22 protein-coding genes and 1 pseudogene are annotated in these 20,284 nt (G+C 70.1%); 17 read left to right on the top strand and 6 right to left on the bottom strand.

All coding sequences use genetic code 11. From position 1 onward, the window contains the following. Positions 1–103: 103 nt before the first annotated feature. On the top strand, positions 104–1,297 hold the full coding sequence (gene rocD, locus VHD82_RS08320) for an ornithine--oxo-acid transaminase (RefSeq protein ID WP_325699038.1): 1,194 nt from the start codon (positions 104–106) through the stop codon (positions 1,295–1,297). A gap of 23 nt (positions 1,298–1,320) precedes the next feature. After that, on the top strand, positions 1,321–1,887 hold the full coding sequence (locus tag VHD82_RS08325) for a phosphatase PAP2 family protein (protein WP_325699042.1): 567 nt from the start codon (positions 1,321–1,323) through the stop codon (positions 1,885–1,887). Here the strand turns inward: VHD82_RS08325 and zapE are convergent. After that, on the bottom strand, positions 1,787–2,803 hold the full coding sequence (gene zapE, locus VHD82_RS08330; protein WP_325699046.1) for a cell division protein ZapE: 1,017 nt from the start codon (positions 2,801–2,803) through the stop codon (positions 1,787–1,789). The genes VHD82_RS08325 and zapE overlap by 101 nt on opposite strands. Positions 2,804–2,946: 143 nt before the next feature. Beyond that, positions 2,947–3,876 carry a GlxA family transcriptional regulator gene (locus VHD82_RS08335; protein ID WP_325699049.1) on the bottom strand — a complete coding sequence of 310 codons (930 nt, stop codon included), beginning with the start codon at positions 3,874–3,876 and terminating at the stop codon, positions 2,947–2,949. Between the two features lie 72 nt (positions 3,877–3,948). On the opposite strand from VHD82_RS08335, the gene VHD82_RS08340 reads away from it, so the two are divergent. The 7 genes from VHD82_RS08340 (at position 3,949) to VHD82_RS08370 (ending at position 10,325) form a co-directional block, all read left to right on the top strand. Next, positions 3,949–4,605, top strand: a complete 657-nt coding sequence (locus VHD82_RS08340; protein WP_325699052.1) for an HD domain-containing protein — start codon at positions 3,949–3,951, stop codon at positions 4,603–4,605. 16 nt (positions 4,606–4,621) lie between these two features. Next, positions 4,622–5,032 carry a RidA family protein gene (locus tag VHD82_RS08345; RefSeq protein WP_325699055.1) on the top strand — a complete coding sequence of 137 codons (411 nt, stop codon included), beginning with the start codon at positions 4,622–4,624 and terminating at the stop codon, positions 5,030–5,032. A 22-nt stretch (positions 5,033–5,054) separates the two neighbouring features. Further along, on the top strand, positions 5,055–5,801 hold the full coding sequence (locus VHD82_RS08350; RefSeq protein ID WP_325699058.1) for a pyrimidine reductase family protein: 747 nt from the start codon (positions 5,055–5,057) through the stop codon (positions 5,799–5,801). A gap of 10 nt (positions 5,802–5,811) precedes the next feature. Beyond that, positions 5,812–6,324: a GNAT family N-acetyltransferase gene (locus VHD82_RS08355; RefSeq protein ID WP_325699061.1), complete on the top strand. Its 513-nt coding sequence runs from the start codon at positions 5,812–5,814 to the stop codon at positions 6,322–6,324. Positions 6,325–6,330: 6 nt separating this feature from the next. Beyond that, a complete protein-coding gene (locus VHD82_RS08360) occupies positions 6,331–7,404 on the top strand; it encodes an ATP-dependent DNA ligase (protein ID WP_325699063.1) in 1,074 nt (357 codons plus the stop codon). A gap of 73 nt (positions 7,405–7,477) precedes the next feature. Further along, positions 7,478–9,004 carry an alpha/beta hydrolase gene (locus VHD82_RS08365; protein WP_325699066.1) on the top strand — a complete coding sequence of 509 codons (1,527 nt, stop codon included), beginning with the start codon at positions 7,478–7,480 and terminating at the stop codon, positions 9,002–9,004. A gap of 55 nt (positions 9,005–9,059) precedes the next feature. Continuing rightward, complete coding sequence (locus tag VHD82_RS08370) at positions 9,060–10,325, top strand: glycosyltransferase 87 family protein (protein ID WP_325699069.1); 1,266 nt, start codon at positions 9,060–9,062, stop codon at positions 10,323–10,325. Between the two features lie 573 nt (positions 10,326–10,898). Here the strand turns inward: VHD82_RS08370 and VHD82_RS08380 are convergent. After that, positions 10,899–11,927: an MsnO8 family LLM class oxidoreductase gene (locus VHD82_RS08380; RefSeq protein ID WP_325699073.1), complete on the bottom strand. Its 1,029-nt coding sequence runs from the start codon at positions 11,925–11,927 to the stop codon at positions 10,899–10,901. 50 nt (positions 11,928–11,977) lie between these two features. Between VHD82_RS08380 and VHD82_RS08385 the strand changes: the two genes are divergently transcribed. Next, on the top strand, positions 11,978–12,868 hold the full coding sequence (locus VHD82_RS08385; protein WP_325699076.1) for an LLM class flavin-dependent oxidoreductase: 891 nt from the start codon (positions 11,978–11,980) through the stop codon (positions 12,866–12,868). A gap of 36 nt (positions 12,869–12,904) precedes the next feature. Next, positions 12,905–13,288, top strand: coding sequence for a hypothetical protein (locus VHD82_RS08390; RefSeq protein WP_325699079.1), 384 nt, complete (start codon positions 12,905–12,907; stop codon positions 13,286–13,288). A 128-nt stretch (positions 13,289–13,416) separates the two neighbouring features. Here the strand turns inward: VHD82_RS08390 and VHD82_RS08395 are convergent, their stop codons facing one another. Both VHD82_RS08395 and VHD82_RS08400 read right to left on the bottom strand, forming a co-directional pair. Beyond that, positions 13,417–13,641, bottom strand: a complete 225-nt coding sequence (locus VHD82_RS08395) for a hypothetical protein (protein ID WP_325699081.1) — start codon at positions 13,639–13,641, stop codon at positions 13,417–13,419. Between the two features lie 166 nt (positions 13,642–13,807). After that, a complete protein-coding gene (locus VHD82_RS08400) occupies positions 13,808–14,224 on the bottom strand; it encodes a CBS domain-containing protein (protein WP_325699084.1) in 417 nt (138 codons plus the stop codon). A 379-nt stretch (positions 14,225–14,603) separates the two neighbouring features. Between VHD82_RS08400 and VHD82_RS08405 the strand changes: the two genes are divergently transcribed. The 6 genes and pseudogenes from VHD82_RS08405 (at position 14,604) to VHD82_RS08430 (ending at position 19,611) form a co-directional block, all read left to right on the top strand. Further along, positions 14,604–16,706 carry a catalase gene (locus VHD82_RS08405; protein ID WP_325699087.1) on the top strand — a complete coding sequence of 701 codons (2,103 nt, stop codon included), beginning with the start codon at positions 14,604–14,606 and terminating at the stop codon, positions 16,704–16,706. A gap of 14 nt (positions 16,707–16,720) precedes the next feature. Next, the gene (locus VHD82_RS08410; protein ID WP_325699090.1) at positions 16,721–16,849 is read left to right on the top strand and encodes a hypothetical protein; all 129 of its coding nucleotides are present in this window, start codon (positions 16,721–16,723) and stop codon (positions 16,847–16,849) included. After that, positions 16,819–17,309, top strand: a pseudogene (locus tag VHD82_RS08415) (SDR family NAD(P)-dependent oxidoreductase); the annotation flags it as partial. The gene VHD82_RS08410 and the pseudogene VHD82_RS08415, both read left to right, overlap by 31 nt. Before the next feature lie 155 nt (positions 17,310–17,464). Next, entirely contained in the window at positions 17,465–18,466 is a 1,002-nt protein-coding gene (locus tag VHD82_RS08420) for a Ppx/GppA phosphatase family protein (RefSeq protein ID WP_325699094.1), read from the top strand. Positions 18,467–18,504: 38 nt separating this feature from the next. Beyond that, a complete protein-coding gene (locus tag VHD82_RS08425) occupies positions 18,505–18,915 on the top strand; it encodes a hypothetical protein (RefSeq protein WP_325699097.1) in 411 nt (136 codons plus the stop codon). 279 nt (positions 18,916–19,194) lie between these two features. Next, the gene (locus VHD82_RS08430; RefSeq protein ID WP_325699100.1) at positions 19,195–19,611 is read left to right on the top strand and encodes a GAF domain-containing protein; all 417 of its coding nucleotides are present in this window, start codon (positions 19,195–19,197) and stop codon (positions 19,609–19,611) included. Positions 19,612–19,756: 145 nt separating this feature from the next. Here the strand turns inward: VHD82_RS08430 and VHD82_RS08435 are convergent, their stop codons facing one another. Continuing rightward, positions 19,757–20,230 carry a MarR family winged helix-turn-helix transcriptional regulator gene (locus VHD82_RS08435; RefSeq protein ID WP_325699244.1) on the bottom strand — a complete coding sequence of 158 codons (474 nt, stop codon included), beginning with the start codon at positions 20,228–20,230 and terminating at the stop codon, positions 19,757–19,759. Positions 20,231–20,284: the final 54 nt, after the last annotated feature.

The raw sequence follows: 20,284 nt of genomic DNA on the forward strand, positions 1-20,284 counted from the left end.
GCGGCTCGTCTGGCCTGATCCGCAACGATTCACCGCCGACCGAGCCCAGAACGCAACGATCAGGGCCTCCCGGCGCCGCCCCGCGTGCTCCTAACCTGGTGTCATGACCAGCTTCATCGCGCTCGACGAACAGTGGAGCACGCACAACTACCACCCGCTCCCGGTCGTCATCACCGAGGCCGAGGGCGCCTGGGTGACCGACGTCGAAGGCCGCCGCTACCTGGACTTCCTGTCCGCGTACTCGGCGCTCAACTTCGGGCACCGGCATCCGGCGCTGATCGAGGCGGCGACGGCGCAGCTGGGCCGGGTCACGCTGACCTCGCGCGCGTTCCACCACGACCAGCTGGGCGCGTTCTGCGCGGAGCTGGCGGCGCTGACCGGCACCGAGATGGTGCTGCCGATGAACTCCGGCGCCGAGGCGGTCGAGTCCGCGCTGAAGGTGGCCCGCAAATGGGCCTACGAGGTCAAGGGGATTCCGGACGGGCAGGCCGAGATCGTGGTCGCCGGCTCGAACTTCCACGGCCGCACCACGACGATCGTGTCCTTCTCCACCGATGAGTCCGCGCGTGCCCACTTCGGCCCGTTCACGCCGGGTTTCGTCGTGGTCAAGTACGGGGATGTGGCCGCGCTGCGCGACGCGATCACCGAACGGACCGCGGCGGTGCTCTTGGAGCCGGTGCAGGGCGAGGCGGGCGTCATCGTGCCGCCGGACGGGTACTTCGCCGAGGCGCGGCGGCTGTGCGACGAGGCCGGCGCGCTGCTGATCGCCGACGAGATCCAGTCCGGGCTCGCCCGCACCGGCACGCTGCTGGCGCTGGACCACGAGCACGTGCGCGCCGACCTGTACACCCTCGGCAAGGCGCTGGGCGGCGGGATCGTGCCGCTGTCGGCGGTGGTCGGGCGGCGTGACGTGCTTGGCGTGCTGCGGCCGGGCGAGCACGGCTCGACGTTCGGCGGCAACCCGCTGGCCTGCGCGGTCGGGCGCGCGGTGATCGGACTGCTGTCCAGCGGCGAGTTCCAGCAACGCTCCACCGCGCTCGGCGCGCATCTGCACGGGCGCCTGGGCGAGCTGATCGGGCACGGGCTCGCGGAGGTTCGCGGGCGCGGGCTGTGGGCGGGCATCGACATCACCCCGGGCGGGCTGACCGGGCGGCAGGCGTCGGAGGCGCTCGCCGGGCGAGGCGTGCTGTGCAAGGAAACGCACGGGAACACGCTGCGGATCGCGCCGCCGCTGATGATCAGCGAGGAGGATCTCGACACCGGGATCGACGCGATCGCCGAAGTGGTGCGCCGCTGAACACGCGGGCCGCCGTCGCCGGTGTGACCGCGCCGGCGACGGTGGCGCTCGCTTTCGTGCCCTACGGCGGCGGGGTGCCGGCACATCAGAGCGTGCTGCTGGACCTGTTCGTGGCGCCCACCGAGCCGTATGTGCTCATCCCGCTGGTCGCGTTGATGACGGTCCTTTGTGGACTACAGCGGCAATGGCGGGACGCTGTCCTTTGTGTACTCGGCGCGGTGGTCCCGGTGCTGCTGAACACCTTCGTGCTCAAGTTCGTGTTCGCACACCACCTCGACGACTACCTGGCCTACCCCAGCGGGCACAGCGTCAGTCTCGTCGCGCCGCTCACGGTGCTGGTTCTTCTTGCCGGGCAAGGGATCGCGCGGGTGGTGACGTTCGTGGTCGCGGCCGTGGTGACGGTGCTCGCCGGGATCGGGCTGGTCGGCCTCGGCTACCACTACCCGCTCGACGTGGTGGGCGGCGCGTGTTTCGCCGTGGCCGCCGTGCTCACGCTTTCGCTGTTGCTGCGTCCCGCGCCAGCGCCGTCAGGCGGCTCACCGCGCGCAGGTACTTCTTCCGGTAGCCCCCCTGCAGCATCTCCTCGGTGAACAGCGCCGACAGCGGTTTCCCGGAGGCGAGCACGGGGATCGCGCGGTCGTAGAGCCGGTCGGCGAACGCGACCAGGCGCAGCGCCACGTTCTGGTCCGGCGCCGCGTGCACGCCACGCAGGTGCACCAGCGGCACGCCGTCGACGAGCCGGCCGTACTTCGACGGGTGGAGGCTGCCGAGGTGGTCGCACAGGGCGTCGAAGTCGTCGATCGAGGAGCCCTCGTGCTGCTCGGCCGAGGCCGCCAGGGCGGCGTCGTCGACCGGGGCGGGTGGCTCGGGCAGGCCGCGGTGGCGGTAGTCGGGGCCGTCCACCCGGACGACGGAGAACCGTTGGGACAGCGACTGGATCTCGCGCAGGAAGTCCTCGGCCGCGAACCGTCCCTCACCGAGCTTGTCGGGCAGCGTGTTGGAGGTGGCCGCCACGTGGACGCCCGCGTTGGTGAGCTCCTTCAGCAGCCGGGTGACCAGCATGGTGTCGCCGGGGTCGTCGAGCTCGAACTCGTCGATGGCGAGGATGCGGTGCTCCGACAGGCGTCGCACCGCCTCGGTGAACCCGAGCGCGCCGACGAGGTGGGTCAGCTCGACGAAGGTGCCGTACGCCTTGGGCGAGGGCGCGGCGTGCCAGGTGGAGGCGAGCAGATGGGTCTTGCCGACGCCGAACCCGCCGTCGAGGTAGAGGCCGAGCGGGCCGGCCGCGGCGGCGTTGCCGCCGAAGAGCTTGAACCGCTTCTTGGGCGCGTGGCCGCCGATGCGCTCGGCGAACGCCGAACAGGCCGTGACCGCCGCGGCCTGGCTGGGCTCGTCCGGGTTCGGCACGTAGGTGGAGAACCGGACAGCGTCGAACCGCGGCGGCGGCACGAGCGCGGTGATCAGCTCGTCGGCCCCGATCTCGGGACGACGGTCGGTCAGATGCATACGGCGAGGGTAGTGCGCTCTTCCCGGCGGCTCCCGCGTCCATCTCCTGGTGCGACGCAGGTCACCCGGTACGAAACAGAAGATCCGCGACGGCACAGGATTCCGGCGCGCGAAACACCTCGGCGTTTGACCCAGCACCGCCCTCAGCGCGTAAAAGCCCGCCGGTAAGCGGTTGGCGTGGTGTCCAGTGCGCGGCGGAAGTGCAGCCGCAGGTTGGCGGCGGTGCCCAGGCCGCACTCCCGAGCCACGCGATCCACCGACCGGTCAGTGGTTTCCAGCAGTTCCCGGGCGTGGGCGAGGCGGGCGTCGAGCAGCCAGCGCAACGGCGTAGTGCCCGTCTCCTCGGTGAAGCGGCGCAGGAAAGTCCGCTGCGACAGGCCCGCGTGCCGGGCGAGTACGCGCAGCGTGAGCGGCTCGCCGAGGCGGTGCAGGGCCCAGCCGCGGGTCTCGGAGAGCGACGCTTCACCGGCCACCGCGACCGGAGCGGGTACGTACTGGGCTTGCCCACCGTCGCGATGCGGGGCGGCGACGAGACCGCGGGCGATCTGGTTCGCGGGCATCGCACCCAGGTCGCGGCGCACGATGTGCAGGCACAGGTCGATGCCGCAGCACACCCCGGCCGACGTGAGCACCTCTCCCTCGTCGACGTAGAGCACATCGCGATCGACCGTGACCGCCGGGAAATCCCGCGCGAGGTCTTCGATGTGCTTCCAGTGGGTCGTCGCGTGCAGCCCGTCGAGCACGCCGGCCGCGGCCAGTGCGAAAGCGCCGGTGCAGATCGACACCACCCGCCGGCCACGGTCGCGAGCCTCGGCCAGCACGTCGAGCACGGCATCGGGCGGGCGGCCCAGCGGCTCGAACCCGGGCACGATCACGGTGTCGGCGTCGCGCACCCGCGCCAGGCCCCCGCGGGGCGCGAGGGTGAAACCGGCGGTGGTGGCCACCGTGGAACCAAGCGCGCACACGGTCATTTCGTACGGGGTCTCCGGGCGGGCACTGAAGATCTGCGCCGGGATCGCCAGGTCCATCGGGGTGACCCCGTCCAGCGCCAGCACGGCGACTCGATGCACCATGGCAAGATCCTAGCGAAACGAGGCAAATTTGCCACTCGCCAGGTCAGGGCCAGGACGGCCAGGCTGCAACGCATGCCCATCGAGACGACCACGGCCCTGCCGGGCACCCCACTTGCCGACGCGGTCGTGCACCTGATCCGGCCGGTGGAAACGCCTTCCGTGTTCAACCACAGCATCCGCAGCTACCTGTTCGCCCGGCTGGTCGCCACCCGCCTCACGCTGGTCGCCGGGCGCGACTACGAGGACGATCTGCTGTTCGCCGCCTGCGCGATGCACGACCTCGGGGTGGCGCGCGACGGACCGCACCGGCAGCGGTTCGAGGTCGAAGGCGCCGACCGGGCGGCCGAATTCCTTGTCGCCCAGGGAGTTTCCGCGGCGAAAGCCGACGAGGTCTGGCAGGCCATCGCCCTGCACACCTCCCCCGGCATCGCGGAACGCCGTGGCGCGCTGTGCCTGCTCGTCCGCGAAGGGGTCGCCGTCGACTTCGGTGGCCCACTCGGAGCGGGGCACGTCGAAGCCATCACCGACGAACAAGCCGAAGCCGTGCACGCCGGCTATCCCCGGCTGGACATGATCCGCTCACTCGTCGACGCGATCGTCGCCCAGGCCGCGAAAAGCCCGGGCAACGCGCCTCGCTACTCGATTCCCGGTGAATTCCTCCGCGAACGTGCCGCCTTCGGCCGGACCCGGCTGGAACACGCCTGCCGTTCGTCCCGGTGGGGCAACTGAAGAAAGGGAAAGCACCATGACCACCTACCCCGTCGAAGTCCCCGCGGACTCCGCGGTTTTCGGGGAAGGCACCAGCGCCTTCGCCCGGTTCGGCTATTCCGCCGCGGTCCGGGCGCACGACCACCTGTTCATCGCGGGGCAGATCGGCAGGCGCGCCGACGGAACCATTCCGGACACCATCGAGGAACAAGCGGAAAACGCGATCCTCCGGGTCGGGGAAATCCTGCGGCTGGAAAAACTCGATCTTTCCGCACTCGTCGACGTCACCAGCTATCACGTCGACATCCATCAGCACCTGCCCGGTTTTCTCGAAGCCAAGGCGCGCCTGGTCGAAGCCCCGTACCCGGCGTGGTCCATGATCGGCGTCAGCGGCCTCGCCAGCCCCGGCCTGCTCGTGGAGATCCGCGCGACCGCCGCGTACCGGTAGGCCATTCCCTACCCTGGTGATCATGCGGATGTTGTGGCCCTCCCCAGCCGACGAAGTCTCCGACGCCGACCTCGAGCGGCTCTACGGCTATCCCGAGCAGCTCGACAAGCCCTGGGTGCAGGTCAACTTCGTCGCCTCCGCCGACGGCGCCGCGACCGTGGACGACAAGTCCGAAGGCCTGTCCCACCCGGCGGACAAGCGGATCTTCCTCCTCGGCCGCGACCTCGCGGACGTGGTGCTCGTCGGCGCGGGGACGGCGCGCGCGGAGAACTACCGGGGCGCCCGTGCCAACGACGAGCGGCGGGACCGCCGTGCCCGGCACGGGCTCGCCCCAATCCCGCCGATCGCCGTGGTCAGCGGCAGCGCGCGGATCGAGCCCGACTGCCCGCTGTTCACCGACGCCGAGGTCCCGCCGATCGTCATCACTACCGAGCAGGCGCCGGCCGACCGCCGCAAGCCGCTCGAAGACGCGGGCGCCGACGTCGTCATCGCCGGGGAACAGATGGTGGAAATGCCGGTCGCGCTGGCCGAACTGGACCGCCGTGGGCTGCGCCGGGTGAACTGCGAGGGCGGGCCGCACCTGTTCGGCGAGCTGATCGCGGAGGACCTCGTCGACCAGCTGTGCCTCACCGTCGCCCCGGTGCTCGCCGGCGCGGGTGCGAACCGGATCGCGATGGGCCGCAACGCCAGCCTCGCCCGCCGGCTGGAACTGGCTTCGCTGTTGCTGGAGGACGATTTCACCATGTTCCGCTACCGCAAACGCGAATAGCCTTGGCGGTATGCCGGTCCACTCACCGCGCCTGGAGCTGGTGGAGTTGAGTCCCCAGCTGCTGTTGTGGATTGCCGACAGGGATCGCGAAGCGGTCGCGGCTTCGCTCGGTGTCTCGGTGCCCGCGGACTGGCCGGCGACAGTGCCCGCGAGAACGAATTTCAAGCTCCTGCGCGACGATCCGGCGAGCCGGCCCTGGCTTTCCCGCGGCATCGTGCTGCGCGAGGAGCGCACGCTGATCGGCGAGGTCGGCTTCCACAGCCCGCCGGACGAGCTGGCCGTGGTCGAGCTGAGCTACGAAGTCCTGCCCGGCTACCGGCGTCGCGGCTTCGCCGCCGAAGCGGTGCGCGCCCTGACAGACTGGGCATACGAGAGCGGAGACGCCGGCACCGCGTACGCCACGATCGCCGCCGACAACGCCGCGTCGATCGGGCTGGTGCGGTCACTGGGCTTCCGGCGCGGCGAAGGATGCGAAGAACCCGGCATCCTCTTCTACGAAAGCGGGCTCCCGCTGGCCCGCTGAGGCAGAATGGCGGCCATGCTGCACCCGCCGATCCAGCCGATGCTCGCCAGGGCGGTCAAAACCATCCCGGATGGCGGTGACCTGCTGTTCGAGCCGAAATGGGACGGCTTCCGCTGCCTGGTGTTCCGCGACGGCGACGAGCTGACCCTGCAGTCCCGCGCCGGCAAACCGCTCAACCGCTACTTCCCGGAGGTGCTGGCCGAGCTGTCGGCGACCCTGCCGGAACAGGCGGTGCTCGACGGGGAGCTGGTCATCGCCCGCGACGGGAGGCTGGACTTCGACGCGCTCACCGAGCGGATCCACCCCGCCAAGAGCCGCGTGACGCTGCTCGCCGAAGAGACCCCGGCCACCTTCGTCGCGTTCGACCTGCTCGCGCTCGGCGATGAGTCCTTTGTGGACGAACCGACCACGGCGAGGCGGGCCCGGCTGGAGAAACTGGCCGACGGCGGGGTGCACATCACCCCGGCCACCACCGACCCCGAGACCGCGCGGCACTGGTTCACGCTGTTCGAGGGGGCCGGGCTGGACGGGGTCATCGGCAAGCCGCTGAACGAGCCGTACTCGCCGGGCAAACGAATCATGGCCAAGTACAAGCACACGCGCACCGCCGATTGCGTGGTGTCGGGATTGCGCTGGCACAAGGACAGCACACCCGGAGACGCGGTCGGCTCGCTGCTGCTCGGGTTGTACGACGAAGCCGGGGTGCTGCACCACGTCGGCGTCGTCGGCGCGTTCCCGGTGGCCCGCCGCCGGGAGCTGGCCGCGGAGCTCGCCGGGCTGATCACCGACGGCGAGCACCCGTGGCTCGGGGACGCCGTCGTCGAGGGCCAGCGGCTGCCGGGCGGGATCACGCGCTGGCGCAGCACCGAGCACGAATGGGTGCCGCTGCGGCTCGAACGCGTGGTCGAGGTGGCCTACGAGCACACCGAGGGCGGTTATCCCGGCCGCTTCCGGCACACCGCGCAGTTCGTCCGCTGGCGCCCGGACCGCGAACCGTCCTCCTGCGGCTACGCCCAGCTGGACGAGCCCGCCCGATACGACCTGGAAGCAGTGTTCTCCGGTGAGGTCAGGACAGTCTGACCCGCTTACCCGCCGCTCACCGGCGCCATGCGAAGGTCAAGGCCGAACGCGTATCGAAGTGAGGGGACCCGTCTTGCGCCGCCGGCCTACCTTGTTCCTGCTCGCCGCGCTGGTGCCCGCCCTGCTCGCCGGCTGCACGGCGGGGCCGTCGCAGCGGCCCGCGGTGGTGGAGAACGACGAGCCCGTGGCGTCCGCGCCGGCCAGCACGAGCCAGGCCGTGCCGCTGCCGCCGCTCACCGAGCCGAAGTCCCCGTCGGTGCAGTGGACCGACTGTGATCAGCAGACGCGCGCCGCGCTCGACCCGCCCGCGGTCCCGGATTCGCTGAAGTTCAGCTGCGCCGACGTCTTGTCCGTGCTCGATGCCCCCGATCTGCCCGGCCGCGCGCAGACCCACATCGCGCTGCTGAAGGCCGGCACCGGCCCGATCCCGCTGGTGGTGCTCAACGACATCGACGGCGAGCCCGGCACGCTGTACGCCGCGCACCTCGCCGCCACCCTGCCCGCCTCGGTGCTGCAGCGGTTCTCCCTGATCGGGATGGACCGGCGCGGCACCGGCGACTCCGACGCGACGGCGTGCGTGCCCAGCGATGTCCGCGGCCAGCTGCTCAGCCAGGACCCGGCGACGACGGACGTGGAGACGGTGCTCGACGCCGCCCGCAAGGCCGGGCAGCAGTGCGCGATCGAGCTCGGTTCCACCCAGCAGGCGCTGGACAGCTGGCGCACGGCGGGTGATCTCGACGAGGTCCGCGACCAGCTCGGCGTGCCGAAGCTGAACGCCATCGCGCGCGGCGAAGCCTCCTCGGTGCTGACGGCGTACAGCAACCGGTTCTCCACGCACGTCGGCCGCTTCGTGCTGGACGGGATTCCGGACCCCTCCAGCGATCCCGCGACGGTGCTCGGTGAGCTCGCCACAGCTCAGCAGGCCACCCTCGACGCCTTCGGCAAGGCCACCGGCCAGGACGCGACGAGCACGGTCACGGCCTTGCTCGGGCAGCTGCGTTCGGCGCCGCCCGAGCTGTCGAACGGGGTGCCGTTCGCCCCGGGTGTGGCGCTCAACGCGATCCTCACCGGGCTCGCCGCCCCGGCGCGCTGGCCGGAGCTGGCGGAGGCGATCCGGGCGGCGCAGAGCGGAAACCCGACACAGCTGGCGAAGTTCGTCGCCCCGATGCTCAACGGCTCGCCGCTGGCGCCGTCGCGGTTCGACGGCGCGCTCGCCACTCTGTGCAACGACACCGCCACGAGGATGCCGGCGAACCAGATCGGCACCCTGACCGACAAGCTGCGCGCGCAGTCCCCGTTGTTCGGCGGCCTGGTCACGCAGCGGTTGTCGTGGTGCCTGCCCTGGCCGGGGCCGGCAGACGGGATGCCGTCGCTGGGCGTGTCCGGGCTGCCGCCCGTCCTGGTCACCAGCACGGCGACCGACCCGGTCACCCCGGCGAGCGGCACGAACCGGGCGGCCGGGCAGATGTCCTCGGCGGTGCGGGTCTCGTGGCAGGGCACCGGGCACGGTGCGATGAGTTCAGCCTGTGTGGGCGAGGCGGTGCGGGGCTTCCTCGTGGACGGGACGGTGCCCACCGACGGCACCCTCTGTCCTGCTTGAGGGGGCCGGTAGTCTTGGCCCTCGCCATTAGTCAAGTCCCACGCTGGGGGTAACCGTGTCGTCATCCGCCCTCGAGGCACCGGCCGCCGCGCCGAGCCCCGCGGCGCCGGAGAGACGCACTCTCAAGGCCGCGGTGTTCTGGCCGATCCTGGTCATCGGCGTGCTCGCCGGCGGCTGGTACGTCAAGCAGGTGCTGGCCGACATGGGCACCCTGATGCACCTCAAGGACCTCGGCGTCTACCAGATCGCCGGCCGTCGCGTGCTCGACGGCGTCTCGGTCTACGACACCCCGCTGCTGGGCAACACGCGCGGGGTGTGGGAGTTCGTGTACGCGCCCTTCGCGGCGCTGCTGTTCGTGCCGCTGGCGAAGCTGCACGGCGACGTGTTCACCTACGTCGGCGCATTCGGTGACTTCGTGATGCTCGCCGTCGCGGCGTGGGCGGCGCTGGCGCTGCTGAACTACCGCCGCGACCTGAAGCTGGTGGTCTTCAGCCTGCCGGTCGCCGCGCTGCTGCTGTGGACCGAGCCGATCCGCGAGACGATGGCGTTCGGCCAGATCAACATCCTGCTGATGACGCTCGTGCTGGTCGACATGGCGCTGCCGGATTCCTTCCGCGGCAAGGGCGTGCTCACCGGGATCGCGGCCGGGATCAAGCTGACGCCCGCGTTCTTCGTGCTGTACTTCCTGTTCACCAAGCGCTACCGGGCCGCACTGGTGTCCGCGGGTTCGTTCGTGGTCACCATGGCGATCGGCTTCCTCGCGATGCCGCACGATTCGAAGACGTTCTGGTCCGGTGCCTTCGCCGATCCGACGCGGGTCGGAGTGCCGGAGAACCCGTCGAACGAGTCGCTGCGCGGGATGTTCGCCCGCAGTGTCGGCATCACCGGCGGCTATCAGTTGCTGTGGCTGCTGGTGGTCGCGGTGCTCGCGGTGGCGTGCCTGCTGCTGGCCCGGCGGCTGTCGTTCGGCAACCAGGAGCTGCTCGCCGTCGTGCTGTGCGGGCTGGCCACCACCGCGGTCTCCCCCTACTCGTGGGTCCACCACTGGGTGTGGCTCGGCGCGCTGGTGATCTACCTGCTGGACGCGTCGCTGCGCCGCTGGGCCGTGCTGTCGTGGATCGGGCTGCTGCTCACGTTCGCGGTGTCCTCGGGCGGGGTGCTGCTGCTCTTCGGCGCGGACCAGAGCAGCCCGCTGACGTTCCCGTCGTGGGCGCACCTTGGCGTGGTGTACCACAACGGGTACATCTGGCTGACCGTCATCGCGTTCGTGGTGGTGGCGCTGCGGCTCAAGAAGCTGACGGCGGACCGAACCACCGGGTGAGCGCGGCCGGCACCGGCCCGCGCCACGTAACCGTCGGGCCGGATCAGCATCGGCTCGTCCCCGGGCAGCACGCCGACGCGGTCCTGCCGGCCGTCCGCCTGCGCGCCGACGAGCACCGGCCTGCGCTCGACGCCGTAGCTGTCCAGCAGGTCCGGCGGTGCCCAGCCCGCGACGGCCGTGGCGAGCTTCCAGCCAAGGTTCATCGTTTCCTGCAGACCGAGGTCGAGCCCCTGCCCGCGGCACGCGTGAACCGGATCTCCCGCCCGGCGACCCGGCTGACCGCGGCGGCCACCTGACTAGTTGAGCTCCCTCGCCGGACTGTCCTCAACTCAGCGCCGGATAGTGGCGCAGCTGAACGTCCGCGCCGCGCCGAGCGCTGCTCGCGCATCAGGACGTGCTGCTCGACCGGTGCATCGAGGTCCTGCACGGCGCCGTTCGACTACCCGCCGGGGGCGTGCGGCGCATCGGCGCTGTTGTGGTTCGTGATCGGGCGCACGGTCGAGGAACGGTCCCCGCCCTCGGCCGAGGAGGCACGCGAACTCCTTGACACGCAAAGACTTCCGGCAAGAAAGGTCAGCCGACGAGACCTTCGCCTACAGTCTCCGCGTCGTGTTCACCGGGCTCCGTGAGTTGCAGCCCGGCTAACCGGCGATAGGAGTCCAGCATCTCGCCACGGTCGAAAGTGCTTGTGGTGACCAGGATTTCGTCGGCGCCCGAGCGCACGACCAACCCGCCGAGCGCTCGGGCGACGTCGGCCTCGGTGCCGCGGATCTGCCCGCGCAGCGAATCGGTGAACACCCGGCGCTCGCGCTCGGTCATGTCCGCCGGGATCTCGTCGGCGGGGATCAGCGGCGGGAACACACCGTGCGTGCGCGAGTAGGCGGCCGACCACGCCTCGGGCAGCAGCAAGCGCTCGGCCTGCTCGGCGGTCTCGGCCACCGCGATGGTGGCGGACACGACGACGTAGGGATATGGCGACCACGACGAGGGCCGGAAGCACTCGCGGTAGCGGTCGATGGCGGCCAGCATGCGCTCCTCGCCACGAACATTGGCGATCACCAACGGCAGGCCGAGCTCGGCGGCGAGATCCGCGCCGGCTCCGGTCGCGAGCAGAAACGGCGGGATGCGCAGGCCCTCGGCCGGATACGCGTGCACGCCCGGATGTTCGGCCTGCGTGCCGTCGAGATAGCCGAGCAGCAGCCGGACCTGTTCGGCGAAGCGGCCGGCGTCGCCGGAGTCCCGGCCGAGCGCGCGGCGGATCCCGTCGGTGAACCCGACCGAACGGCCCAGCCCCATGTCGATCCGCCCCGGGTACACCGAGGCCAGCACCCCGAACTGCTCCGCGACCACGAGCGGCTGGTGGTTGGGCAGCATCACACCGCCGGTGCCGACGCGGATGCTCCGCGTCGCCGCCGCGACCGCCGCGGCCAGCACCGTCGGCGCCGAACCGGCGACCCCGGGCACGCTGTGGTGCTCGGACACCCAGAACCGGTGGTAGCCCAGCTTTTCCGTCTGCACGGCGAACTCGACGGTGTCCCGCAGCGCGTCGGCATGGCTCGCCCCGCGCCTGCTTCGCGACCTGTCGAGTACCGAAAGCCTCATACGGTGGTCAACACCGGCGCCCGCCCGGTGGATTCCCCTAGGCTCGGGTCATGCGCTTCGCGATCTCGATTCCGCAGTTCGTGGCCGACGGTGAGTTCGACCCCGCGGCCTTCCGTGCCTACGTCCAGCGCGCCGAGACCCTCGGCTTCCACAGCGGCTGGACGCAGGAACAGTTCCTCGGCACGTTCCCGCACCTGAACGCGCTGGAGACGATGGCCTACGCCGCCGCGTGCACCGACACCCTGCGGCTCGGCTGCGCCGTCTTCGTCACCCCGCTGCACAATCCCGTCCACCTCGCCAAGCACCTCAGCTCGCTGGACCAGCTCAGCCGCGGCAGGCTCGAGGCCGGGGTCGGCACCGGTGGCCGGGGCCGCCCGTTCGGCGCGTTCGGCATCACCGGCGAGGGCCTGGTCACCCGGTTCACCGAGGGCCTGCACGTGATGCGGGAGCTGTGGACCAAGCCGAGCGTCACCTTCGACGGGCGTTTCTGGCAGCTGGAAAACGCTTCGATGGAGCCGAAACCGTTCCAGAAACCGGGCCCGCCGGTGTGGTTCGGCGGCAGCCACCCCAACGCGCTCGCCCGCGCCGTGCGCCTCGGCGACGGCTTCTTCGGCGCCGGCTCCACCACCACCGCGAAGTTCGCCGAGCAGGTGGCCATCGTGCGCGAGGCGAACCCGGATTTCCCGATCGCCAAACGGATCTACATCGATGTGGACGACAACGGCGACCGCGCGCGCGAGCACGTCGCCGACGGCCTGGCCGCGATCTACGGCAAACGCGGCCTCGAAGCGGTCGCTGTCGCGGGCACGCCGGAGGACTGCGTGCGCGGCGTGCAGGAAGTGGCCGACGCGGGCGCCGAGTTGATCCTGTTCACCCCGGTACGCGACCAGGCGAACCAGATGGAACGGCTGGCCGCGGAGGTCATGCCTCAGGTGTCCTGACGGCGCTGGAGGCGATCCAGTCCTATCAGGACAGTGGTGGACTGGCGTTCACCCCGCCAGGGCCGTGGCGCCGACCCACGGGTGCTCGAGGTACTCGGGGCCGACGCGGTGGGGGCCGAGCACACGTTCTTCGCCCACACACCGGGGCCGGAGGAGGTGCGGGGCGCGCATTTCCCCTTCCATGACGACCTGCCGACGTGGGCCATGGACGGCGACGCCGATCTGTGCGTCACCAGCACCCGCAAGATGGGCGGTGGGCTGGGACAGGCTTCGGTGTTCCACCCGCAAGGCGAGCGCGTGACCGCCGAAGTGCTCAAACTCCGCGAAGACCTGCTGGGCACCACCAGCCCTCCGCGCTGCTGTTCGCGGCACTCGACGGCTGGCGCCGCCAGATGGTCGAGCACGGAACGGAACTGCTGACCACGGCGCTCGAACACGCAGTCACGGCACGCGCCGCGATCGACGCGATCCCCGGGCTGCGGGTGGACAAGGAGTTCCTCGGACCCCGCCTGACCTTCGCACACGACCACTCAAGGTCCTCATCGACGTCACCGGACTCGGCACCACCGGGTTTCCAGGCCGCCGGCTGGCTCGCCGACCACCACATCCACGTCGGTCTCGCCGACCACCGCCGCCCAGAGCACCCACACGCCGACACCGACGAGACCGTCACCCCGCTGCTCGACGCGCTGCGCGAACTGGCCGGCGCTGCCGAGATGATCAGCCCCCGTCCGCCCGGCGTCCCCCTGATCGCCCCCGGCCGAAGCCTTCACCGAACCGATCCTGCGTTACCTGCGCACCGGGCTCGACCCCCGTCCGCGTCGTCACCTGAGCCAAGAACAGGGCGAGAGCGCGATCAAGTAAAGCCACTGGTGCAAGAAATAGGGCGGAGACGAGTTCCTTGTTCTGTCCACAAGGGACAGGACAAGGGACTCGTGGTCAGTCGGTGGACAGTGCCTGGAGCAGGTCTCCGACCTTGGGGTCCTCGATGGCGCGAGCCACGTCCGCCTGCGCGACGATGCCGACGAGGTCGTGCCCGTCGATCACGGGGAGGCGGCGGACCTTGTGCTCGCTCATGGTCCGGAGGATCTCCTCGGCCTCGTCGTCCGCGCCGATCGTCACGGCTTCGCCCTGGGCCAGGTCACCGGCCCGGATCGCGCGCGGATCCTTGCCCGCGGCCAGCACCTGCACCACGATGTCGCGGTCGGTGAGCATGCCCTTGAGCCGGTTGTCCTCTCCGCAGATGGGCAGTGCCCCCACCGACAGATCCGCCATCCGGCGCGCCGCGTCGAGTACCGCCTCGCTGGACCGGACACACTGCGCGTCCTTGGTCATGATGTCGCGTGCCTTGGGCATCGTTTTCTCCTTCCCGCGCTGTTTGCCCTCGTTCTCGGCTACCCGGATCTCACCTGGGCAAACGAGCACGGTCACGCGGCGGCCAGCGCCATTTCCACCGCGGGGAAGGACGGCGGCGAGACCGGCCACGCTGATCGAACGCAGCGTCCACTCCGTCTTCGGCGGCGTCCAGCTTTTCGCGCGCTTTCGCCGGCGGGCCGTGGAACCGGTGATCGGCGTCCCACGAGGTCCGGTGCAGAACCCGGGCGTTTTCGTCGTCGAGACCGAGCACATACCCGCGCCGATACCGGCGAAACCCGGCGAGGTCCCTGTTTACCTGCGGCTGCGCCGGGTAGTTGAAGGACGAATAAGCCGGACGCAGCAACGAAAGAGGCAAATCGTGGCCGAACAACAACCCGACGCCAAGGACCGCCAGCTGGACGCACACCGGGTCGACATCAGCGACAGCGCCCTCACCACTCAGCAGGGTGTCCGGGTCGACCACACCGACGATTCGCTGACCGCCGGCAGCCGGGGTCCCACGCTGCTGGAGGATTTCCACGCCAGGGAAAAGATCACGCATTTCGATCACGAGCGCATCCCCGAACGCGTCGTACACGCGCGGGGTGCCGGGGCGTACGGCTTTTTCGAAGCCTACGACGACGGTCTCGCCGACTACACCACGGCCGAGTTCCTCACCAGCGGCGAGCGGATCCCCGTGTTCGTGCGGTTCTCCACCGTCGCGGGCTCCCGTGGATCGGCCGACACGGTGCGCGACGTCCGGGGTTTCGCGACGAAGTTCTACACCCGCCAGGGCAACTACGACCTCGTCGGCAACAACATGCCGGTGTTCTTCATCCAGGACGGCATCAAGTTCCCGGACTTCGTGCACGCGGTGAAACCCGAGCCGCCCAACGAGATCCCGCAGGCGCAGTCGGCGCACGACACGTTCTGGGATTTCGTCTCCCTGCAACCGGAGTCGCTGCACATGGTGCTGTGGCTGATGTCGGACCGGGCGCTGCCGCGCAGCTACCGGATGATGCAGGGCTTCGGCGTGCACACCTTCCGGCTCGTGAACGCCGAGGGCAAGGGCACCTTCGTCAAGTTCCACTGGAAGCCCGGACTGGGCACGCATTCGCTGGTGTGGGACGAATGCCAGAAGGTGGCGGGCAAGGACCCCGACTTCAACCGCCGTGACCTCTGGGACGCCATCGAGGCCGGCCAGTTCCCGGAATGGGAACTCGGCGTGCAACTGGTGGACGAAGCCGACGAGCATTCCTTCGACTTCGACCTGCTGGACCCGACGAAGATCATCCCCGAGGAGCAGGTACCGGTGCGCCCGGTCGGGCGGATGGTGCTGGACCGCAACCCGGAGAACTTCTTCGCCGAGACCGAGCAGATCGCCTTCCACACCGCCAACGTGGTGCCGGGTATCGACTTCACCAACGACCCGCTGCTGCAGGCACGCAACTTCTCCTACCTCGACACCCAGCTGATCCGGCTCGGCGGCCCGAACTTCTCCCAGCTGCCGGTGAACCGGCCGGTCGCGCAGGTCCACCACAACCAGCGCGACGGCTACGGCCAGCACGAAATCCACAAAGGACAGACGAGCTACTTCAAGAACAGCCTCGGCGGCGGCTGCCCGGCGATCGCCGACGCCGACACCTTCCGCCACTACACCGAAGCGGTGTCGGGCAAGAAGATCCGCGAGCGCAGCCCGAGTTTCCAGGACTACTACAGCCAGGCCACCCTGTTCTGGAACAGCATGTCCGAAGTGGAACAAGAGCACATCGTGGCCGCCTTCCGGTTCGAACTGGGCAAGGTGGTCGACAAGGACGTGCGCGCCAGGACCGTCACCGAGCTCAACCACGTGGACCACGACCTGGCCGTGCGGGTCGCCAAGGGAGTCGGCGTGCCGGAACCCGCCAAGGCGGCGGAAAAGAACCACGGCCGCACCTCCCCCGCGTTGTCCCAGCTGACCGCGCCCGTCGAGGGCATCGCCACGCGCAGGATCGCGGTGCTGATCGCCGACGGCGTCGACGCGAGCGGCGTCCGCAAGCTCACCGATGCGCTGACCGCGGAGGGCGCGATGGTCGAACTGCTCGCGCCCGCCGACGGCGAGGTCTCCGCGGGCAGCGGCGATCCGCTCACCGCCGACAGGCAGCTGAACACGATGGCGTCCGTGCTCTACGACGCCGTGGTCGTCCCCTGTGGTCCGAAAAGCGTGGAGGCACTGAGCGAGGACGGCTACGCGGTGCACTTCGTGACCGAGGCGTACAAGCACGCCAAGGCCATCGCCGCCAGCGGTTCGGGGCTCACGCTGCTGCGCCGTGCCGGCATCGAAACCCGACTGGCCGAGGACGAGAAAGTCGTGGTGGACAACGGAGTCGTGTCCACCACCGCCGCGGCCGACACCCTGCCGGACGACTTCGTGAGCGCGTTCATCGCCGAGGCAGGCAAGCATCGCGCCTGGCAGCGCCGCACCGATTCGGTGCCCGCCTGAACCCGGGAGGGATCATGCAGACCGCGGCCGAGGCGCGCGAAGGCGGTGTGTCGACTTACGTCCGCGGGCTCGATTTGACCGACCCGTCCACCGCGGGCGGTGTCATCGACCAGTGTGCTCGCAGCGCGCCGCCCGGCACCTGATCGACGCGGGCCGCGGCGGCCGGATCATCACGATCACGAGCGTGCACGAGCACGCCCCGCGCGTCGGCGCGGCCCGTTACTGCGCGGCCAAGGCCGGCGCCGAAGCGCTGACGACGGCCCACCGCAGGGAAAACGGGGCGAACACGGGCATCGCGCGGATCTTCAACACCTACGGGCCGCGGATGCGGCCCTTCGACGGCCGGATGGTGCCCACTTTCATCCGGCAGGCGATCGCGGGTTCCGGCGAGCAGACCCGCTCGCTGTGTTACGCGTCACCGGAAGGTCCTCTCCGCTGGCACACATCGACGCGGCCACCGACGATCCGCGCCGCCGGTGCCCGGACATCACGCTCGCCCGTACGGAACTGGGCTGGGAGCCGGCAATCGGCATGGCGGACGGGTTGCGCCGGACGGTCGCGTGGTTCGCCGGGCTGCTGCCGGAACAAGAGTCGCTTCGGTGAGTAGCGACGTCCTCGGCTTCTCGGCCGGCGGGCCGTTCCGGTTCGCGGTTACGGCCCCGAACTGCTCGACGAGATGACCAAGGCGAAGGTGGTGCACCTCGGCGCGGCGGGGTGGAAAACGTGTCAACCGCACCAAAAGCGGGTACTCACCCGCCATGCGACTCGCTGCTCTGGACATCGGCTCGAACTCCGCCCAGTTACAGGTGGTGGACATTTCGTCCGGGGCGCCGCCGCTTCCGGCACACGCGGTGAAGGAGCCGACACTCCTGGGTGAGGAATTGCAGGCGGACGGCAGCCTGAGCGAAGAAGGTGCACAACGTGCCGCCACGGCGGTGCGGCGCGCCGTGGAGTCCGCGACCCGGCTCGGCGTGGAGCAGCTGTACCCGTTCGTCACGGCCGCGATCCGGGACGCCACCAACAGGGCCGAGGTCATCGATCTCATCGAGGCCGAGTCCGGCATCCGGCCGCAGCACCTTTCGGGCGAGCAGGAGGCGCAGCTGACGTACTTCGCCGCACACCGCTGGTACGGCTGGTCGGCGGGCAGGCTGCTGCTGATCGACATCGGCGGCGGCTCGATGGAGCTCGTGCTCGGCCGTGACGTGGAACCCACGCTGGCCGTGTCGCTGCCGCTCGGCGCGGGACGGCTGACGCGGGCGTTCTGTACCACCGACCCGCCGAGACGCGGTGAGCTCAAGGCCATCCGGCGCCATGTCCGCGGCACGCTGTCGGAGGTGCTCGACAGGCTGCGCTGGGAAGGCACTCCCCGGCGGGTGGTCGCCACCTCGAAAACGTTCAAACAGCTGGCCCGGCTCGCCGGCGCGCCACCGCAGCGCAAGGGCCCGTTCGTCCGGCGCGAACTGACGCTGGCCGGTTTGCGTGAACAGATCCCGCGGCTGGTGAACGCCACCGCGAAGGAACGCTCGAAACTCCGCGGTATCTCGAAATCGCGCGCCCGGCAGGTGGTGGCGGGCGCGCTGGTGGCCGAAGCCACGATGGCGGCGCTGGACCTGCGATCGGTGGAGATCTGCCCGTGGGCGCTGCGGGAAGGCATTCTGCTGCGGCATCTGGAGGCCAACTCGGCGTTGCCGGAGCTGCCGCTGCAGGCCCTCACCCGCAACAGCGCCCCGGTTCGGCCGCTGCCCGTGACCGCTTCCTGAGCCGGTGCGCACTCCACAAAGGACTGGAAGGGAAAGTCATGGACGCACTCGAGTTGTTGCGCGACGATCACCAGCAGATGCTCGACCTGCTGGCGAAACTGGAGGCTTCGCCCACCGTGGCGCAGGGCAGCGAGTCCGCGGTGCTGCACGCCAGGAAGAACCTGGTGACCGAGGTCGTGATGGCCGAGTCCCGGCACGAGGCGGTGGAGGAGCACGACGGCCGCGCACACATCGAGTACGAGCAGAACGAGGTCTGGCCCCGTCTGCGGAATTCGGTCGGCAGCGAAGAGCTCGACGATCTGGGCGCCCGGATGGCGGCGGCCAAGAAGCACGCGCCGACGCGCCCGCACCCGGATACCCCGCCGTCCCCCGGCGCCCTGAACACCGTCGGCCGTGTCGCCGCGTTCGGCGACCGTATCCGCGATTCCCTGAGCCACCTCGGAAAGTAGGCCGGTCCACTCAGGACAGATCGCCGAGTTCGCCGTGCCGCGAAGTGAGTGTGGTGGCGAGACCGACGAGTTCGATGTCGAGGTCCGGCGTAGCAGGTCGAAAGCTTCGTCCGCGGTCAGGTTCTGGCGCGCCGGCGCCCCCAAGCCATCACGAGCCGTTCCCGACCACAGTACTCACGCCCGCTCGCAGTCGAACTTCGCCGACACTGGCCTTTCCGTCCTCGGCAAGGGGACCGTTGGCCCGCGGTGGAACGCCGCACATGCGGATCGGCGTCGACGATGCCTTCCTGCGCCTGCGGGCCCACGCGTTCAGCACCTGGCGGCCCCTGTTCGCCGTCGCCCGCGACGTGCTCACCAGCAAGCTCGTCGAACTGCTGCCGGCACAGCCCCTGGGAAGGCCCGTACCTGGACTGCATCGCGGCCGACGCACTTGTCACTGCCGACATCGCCGCCGAAGAAGAGCGCTGGCCCCGCTTCCTGCCGGCGGCCACCGGCGCCGGTTTCCGCACCGTGTACGCCTTCCCGCTGCGGCTGATGAACCGCGCCGTCGGCGGTCTCAACCTGTTCCACCGCGAGCGCACCGATCTCACGTCCTCGCAGCTGCAACTGGGCCGGGGGCTCGCCGTGCCGGGGCCGACCCAGGAACACGACCAGCGGCGCGTCGAACGCTCGCCTAGCAGACGCTCACGACACTGAACGACCGCGTGCACATCAGCCACGCCATCGGCATGATCGTCGGCACCCTGCGGATCCCGCCGGATGACGCGACGGCGCCCTCACGCCCGGCCAACTCGGCAAGGACTCCGAAGCCGGCTGACGGTTACGTGCTGCTCGCGTACGCCTACTTTCGGTCGGCTTGGCTGAGCGATTTCTTTGCTGTACGCAACTGTTCCTCGGTTGTTTCGGACGCTGCGGCTGCGAAGCGGGCGAAGGCCGTGATCACGGTGGCCCGGGTTTCGGCGTCGAGACGGTCGAGCACGGTGGCGAGCTCGCGTCTGCGGTCCTCGTCGACCCGGTTGACGAGGCGGCGCCCCTTCGCCGTCGGCGCGAGCAACGTCTCCCGTTTGTTCAGTGGATTTTCCGCCCGCTGCACCAGATCCATGGCGGCCAGCCGGTCGCAGGCCCTGGTGACCGTCGACGGGTTCAGCGCGAGTTCGTCGGCGACCCGGCCCATGGTGACGGGCGTGTGCCCGTCCACTGCCCGGAGTGTGCGGAACTGGGTGAGGGTGAGCTGCCCCGTGTTGCGTTCGACCGTCGAATCCGCGATCGCGACCATGGCCCGGAGTACCGCGAGCGCGCCGTCCACCGCAGTCATTTGCGTCACGCAAGCATAGTAGGCGGCAAAACCGGGTACAGCGACCTCGGGCCC

Source organism: Amycolatopsis sp. (assembly GCF_035546795.1).
Lineage (GTDB): Bacteria > Actinomycetota > Actinomycetes > Mycobacteriales > Pseudonocardiaceae > Amycolatopsis_E.

What these genes read in the sequence shown, in the direction of transcription:
- VHD82_RS08425 (WP_325699097.1), top strand. Translation starts at nt 18,505, where the DNA reads ATGGACGCACTCGAGTTGTTGCGCGACGATCACCAGCAGATGCTCGAC.
- VHD82_RS08360 (WP_325699063.1), top strand. Translation starts at nt 6,331, where the DNA reads ATGGCGGCCATGCTGCACCCGCCGATCCAGCCGATGCTCGCCAGGGCG.
- VHD82_RS08435 (WP_325699244.1), bottom strand. Translation starts at nt 20,230, where the DNA reads ATGACTGCGGTGGACGGCGCGCTCGCGGTACTCCGGGCCATGGTCGCG.
- VHD82_RS08385 (WP_325699076.1), top strand. Translation starts at nt 11,978, where the DNA reads ATGCGCTTCGCGATCTCGATTCCGCAGTTCGTGGCCGACGGTGAGTTC.
- VHD82_RS08350 (WP_325699058.1), top strand. Translation starts at nt 5,055, where the DNA reads ATGCGGATGTTGTGGCCCTCCCCAGCCGACGAAGTCTCCGACGCCGAC.
- VHD82_RS08400 (WP_325699084.1), bottom strand. Translation starts at nt 14,224, where the DNA reads ATGCCCAAGGCACGCGACATCATGACCAAGGACGCGCAGTGTGTCCGG.
- VHD82_RS08355 (WP_325699061.1), top strand. Translation starts at nt 5,812, where the DNA reads ATGCCGGTCCACTCACCGCGCCTGGAGCTGGTGGAGTTGAGTCCCCAG.
- VHD82_RS08410 (WP_325699090.1), top strand. Translation starts at nt 16,721, where the DNA reads ATGCAGACCGCGGCCGAGGCGCGCGAAGGCGGTGTGTCGACTTACGTC.
- VHD82_RS08430 (WP_325699100.1), top strand. Translation starts at nt 19,195, where the DNA reads ATGCCTTCCTGCGCCTGCGGGCCCACGCGTTCAGCACCTGGCGGCCCC.
- zapE (WP_325699046.1), bottom strand. Translation starts at nt 2,803, where the DNA reads ATGCATCTGACCGACCGTCGTCCCGAGATCGGGGCCGACGAGCTGATC.
- VHD82_RS08345 (WP_325699055.1), top strand. Translation starts at nt 4,622, where the DNA reads ATGACCACCTACCCCGTCGAAGTCCCCGCGGACTCCGCGGTTTTCGGG.
- VHD82_RS08380 (WP_325699073.1), bottom strand. Translation starts at nt 11,927, where the DNA reads ATGAGGCTTTCGGTACTCGACAGGTCGCGAAGCAGGCGCGGGGCGAGC.
- rocD (WP_325699038.1), top strand. Translation starts at nt 104, where the DNA reads ATGACCAGCTTCATCGCGCTCGACGAACAGTGGAGCACGCACAACTAC.
- VHD82_RS08420 (WP_325699094.1), top strand. Translation starts at nt 17,465, where the DNA reads ATGCGACTCGCTGCTCTGGACATCGGCTCGAACTCCGCCCAGTTACAG.
- VHD82_RS08340 (WP_325699052.1), top strand. Translation starts at nt 3,949, where the DNA reads ATGCCCATCGAGACGACCACGGCCCTGCCGGGCACCCCACTTGCCGAC.
- VHD82_RS08335 (WP_325699049.1), bottom strand. Translation starts at nt 3,876, where the DNA reads ATGGTGCATCGAGTCGCCGTGCTGGCGCTGGACGGGGTCACCCCGATG.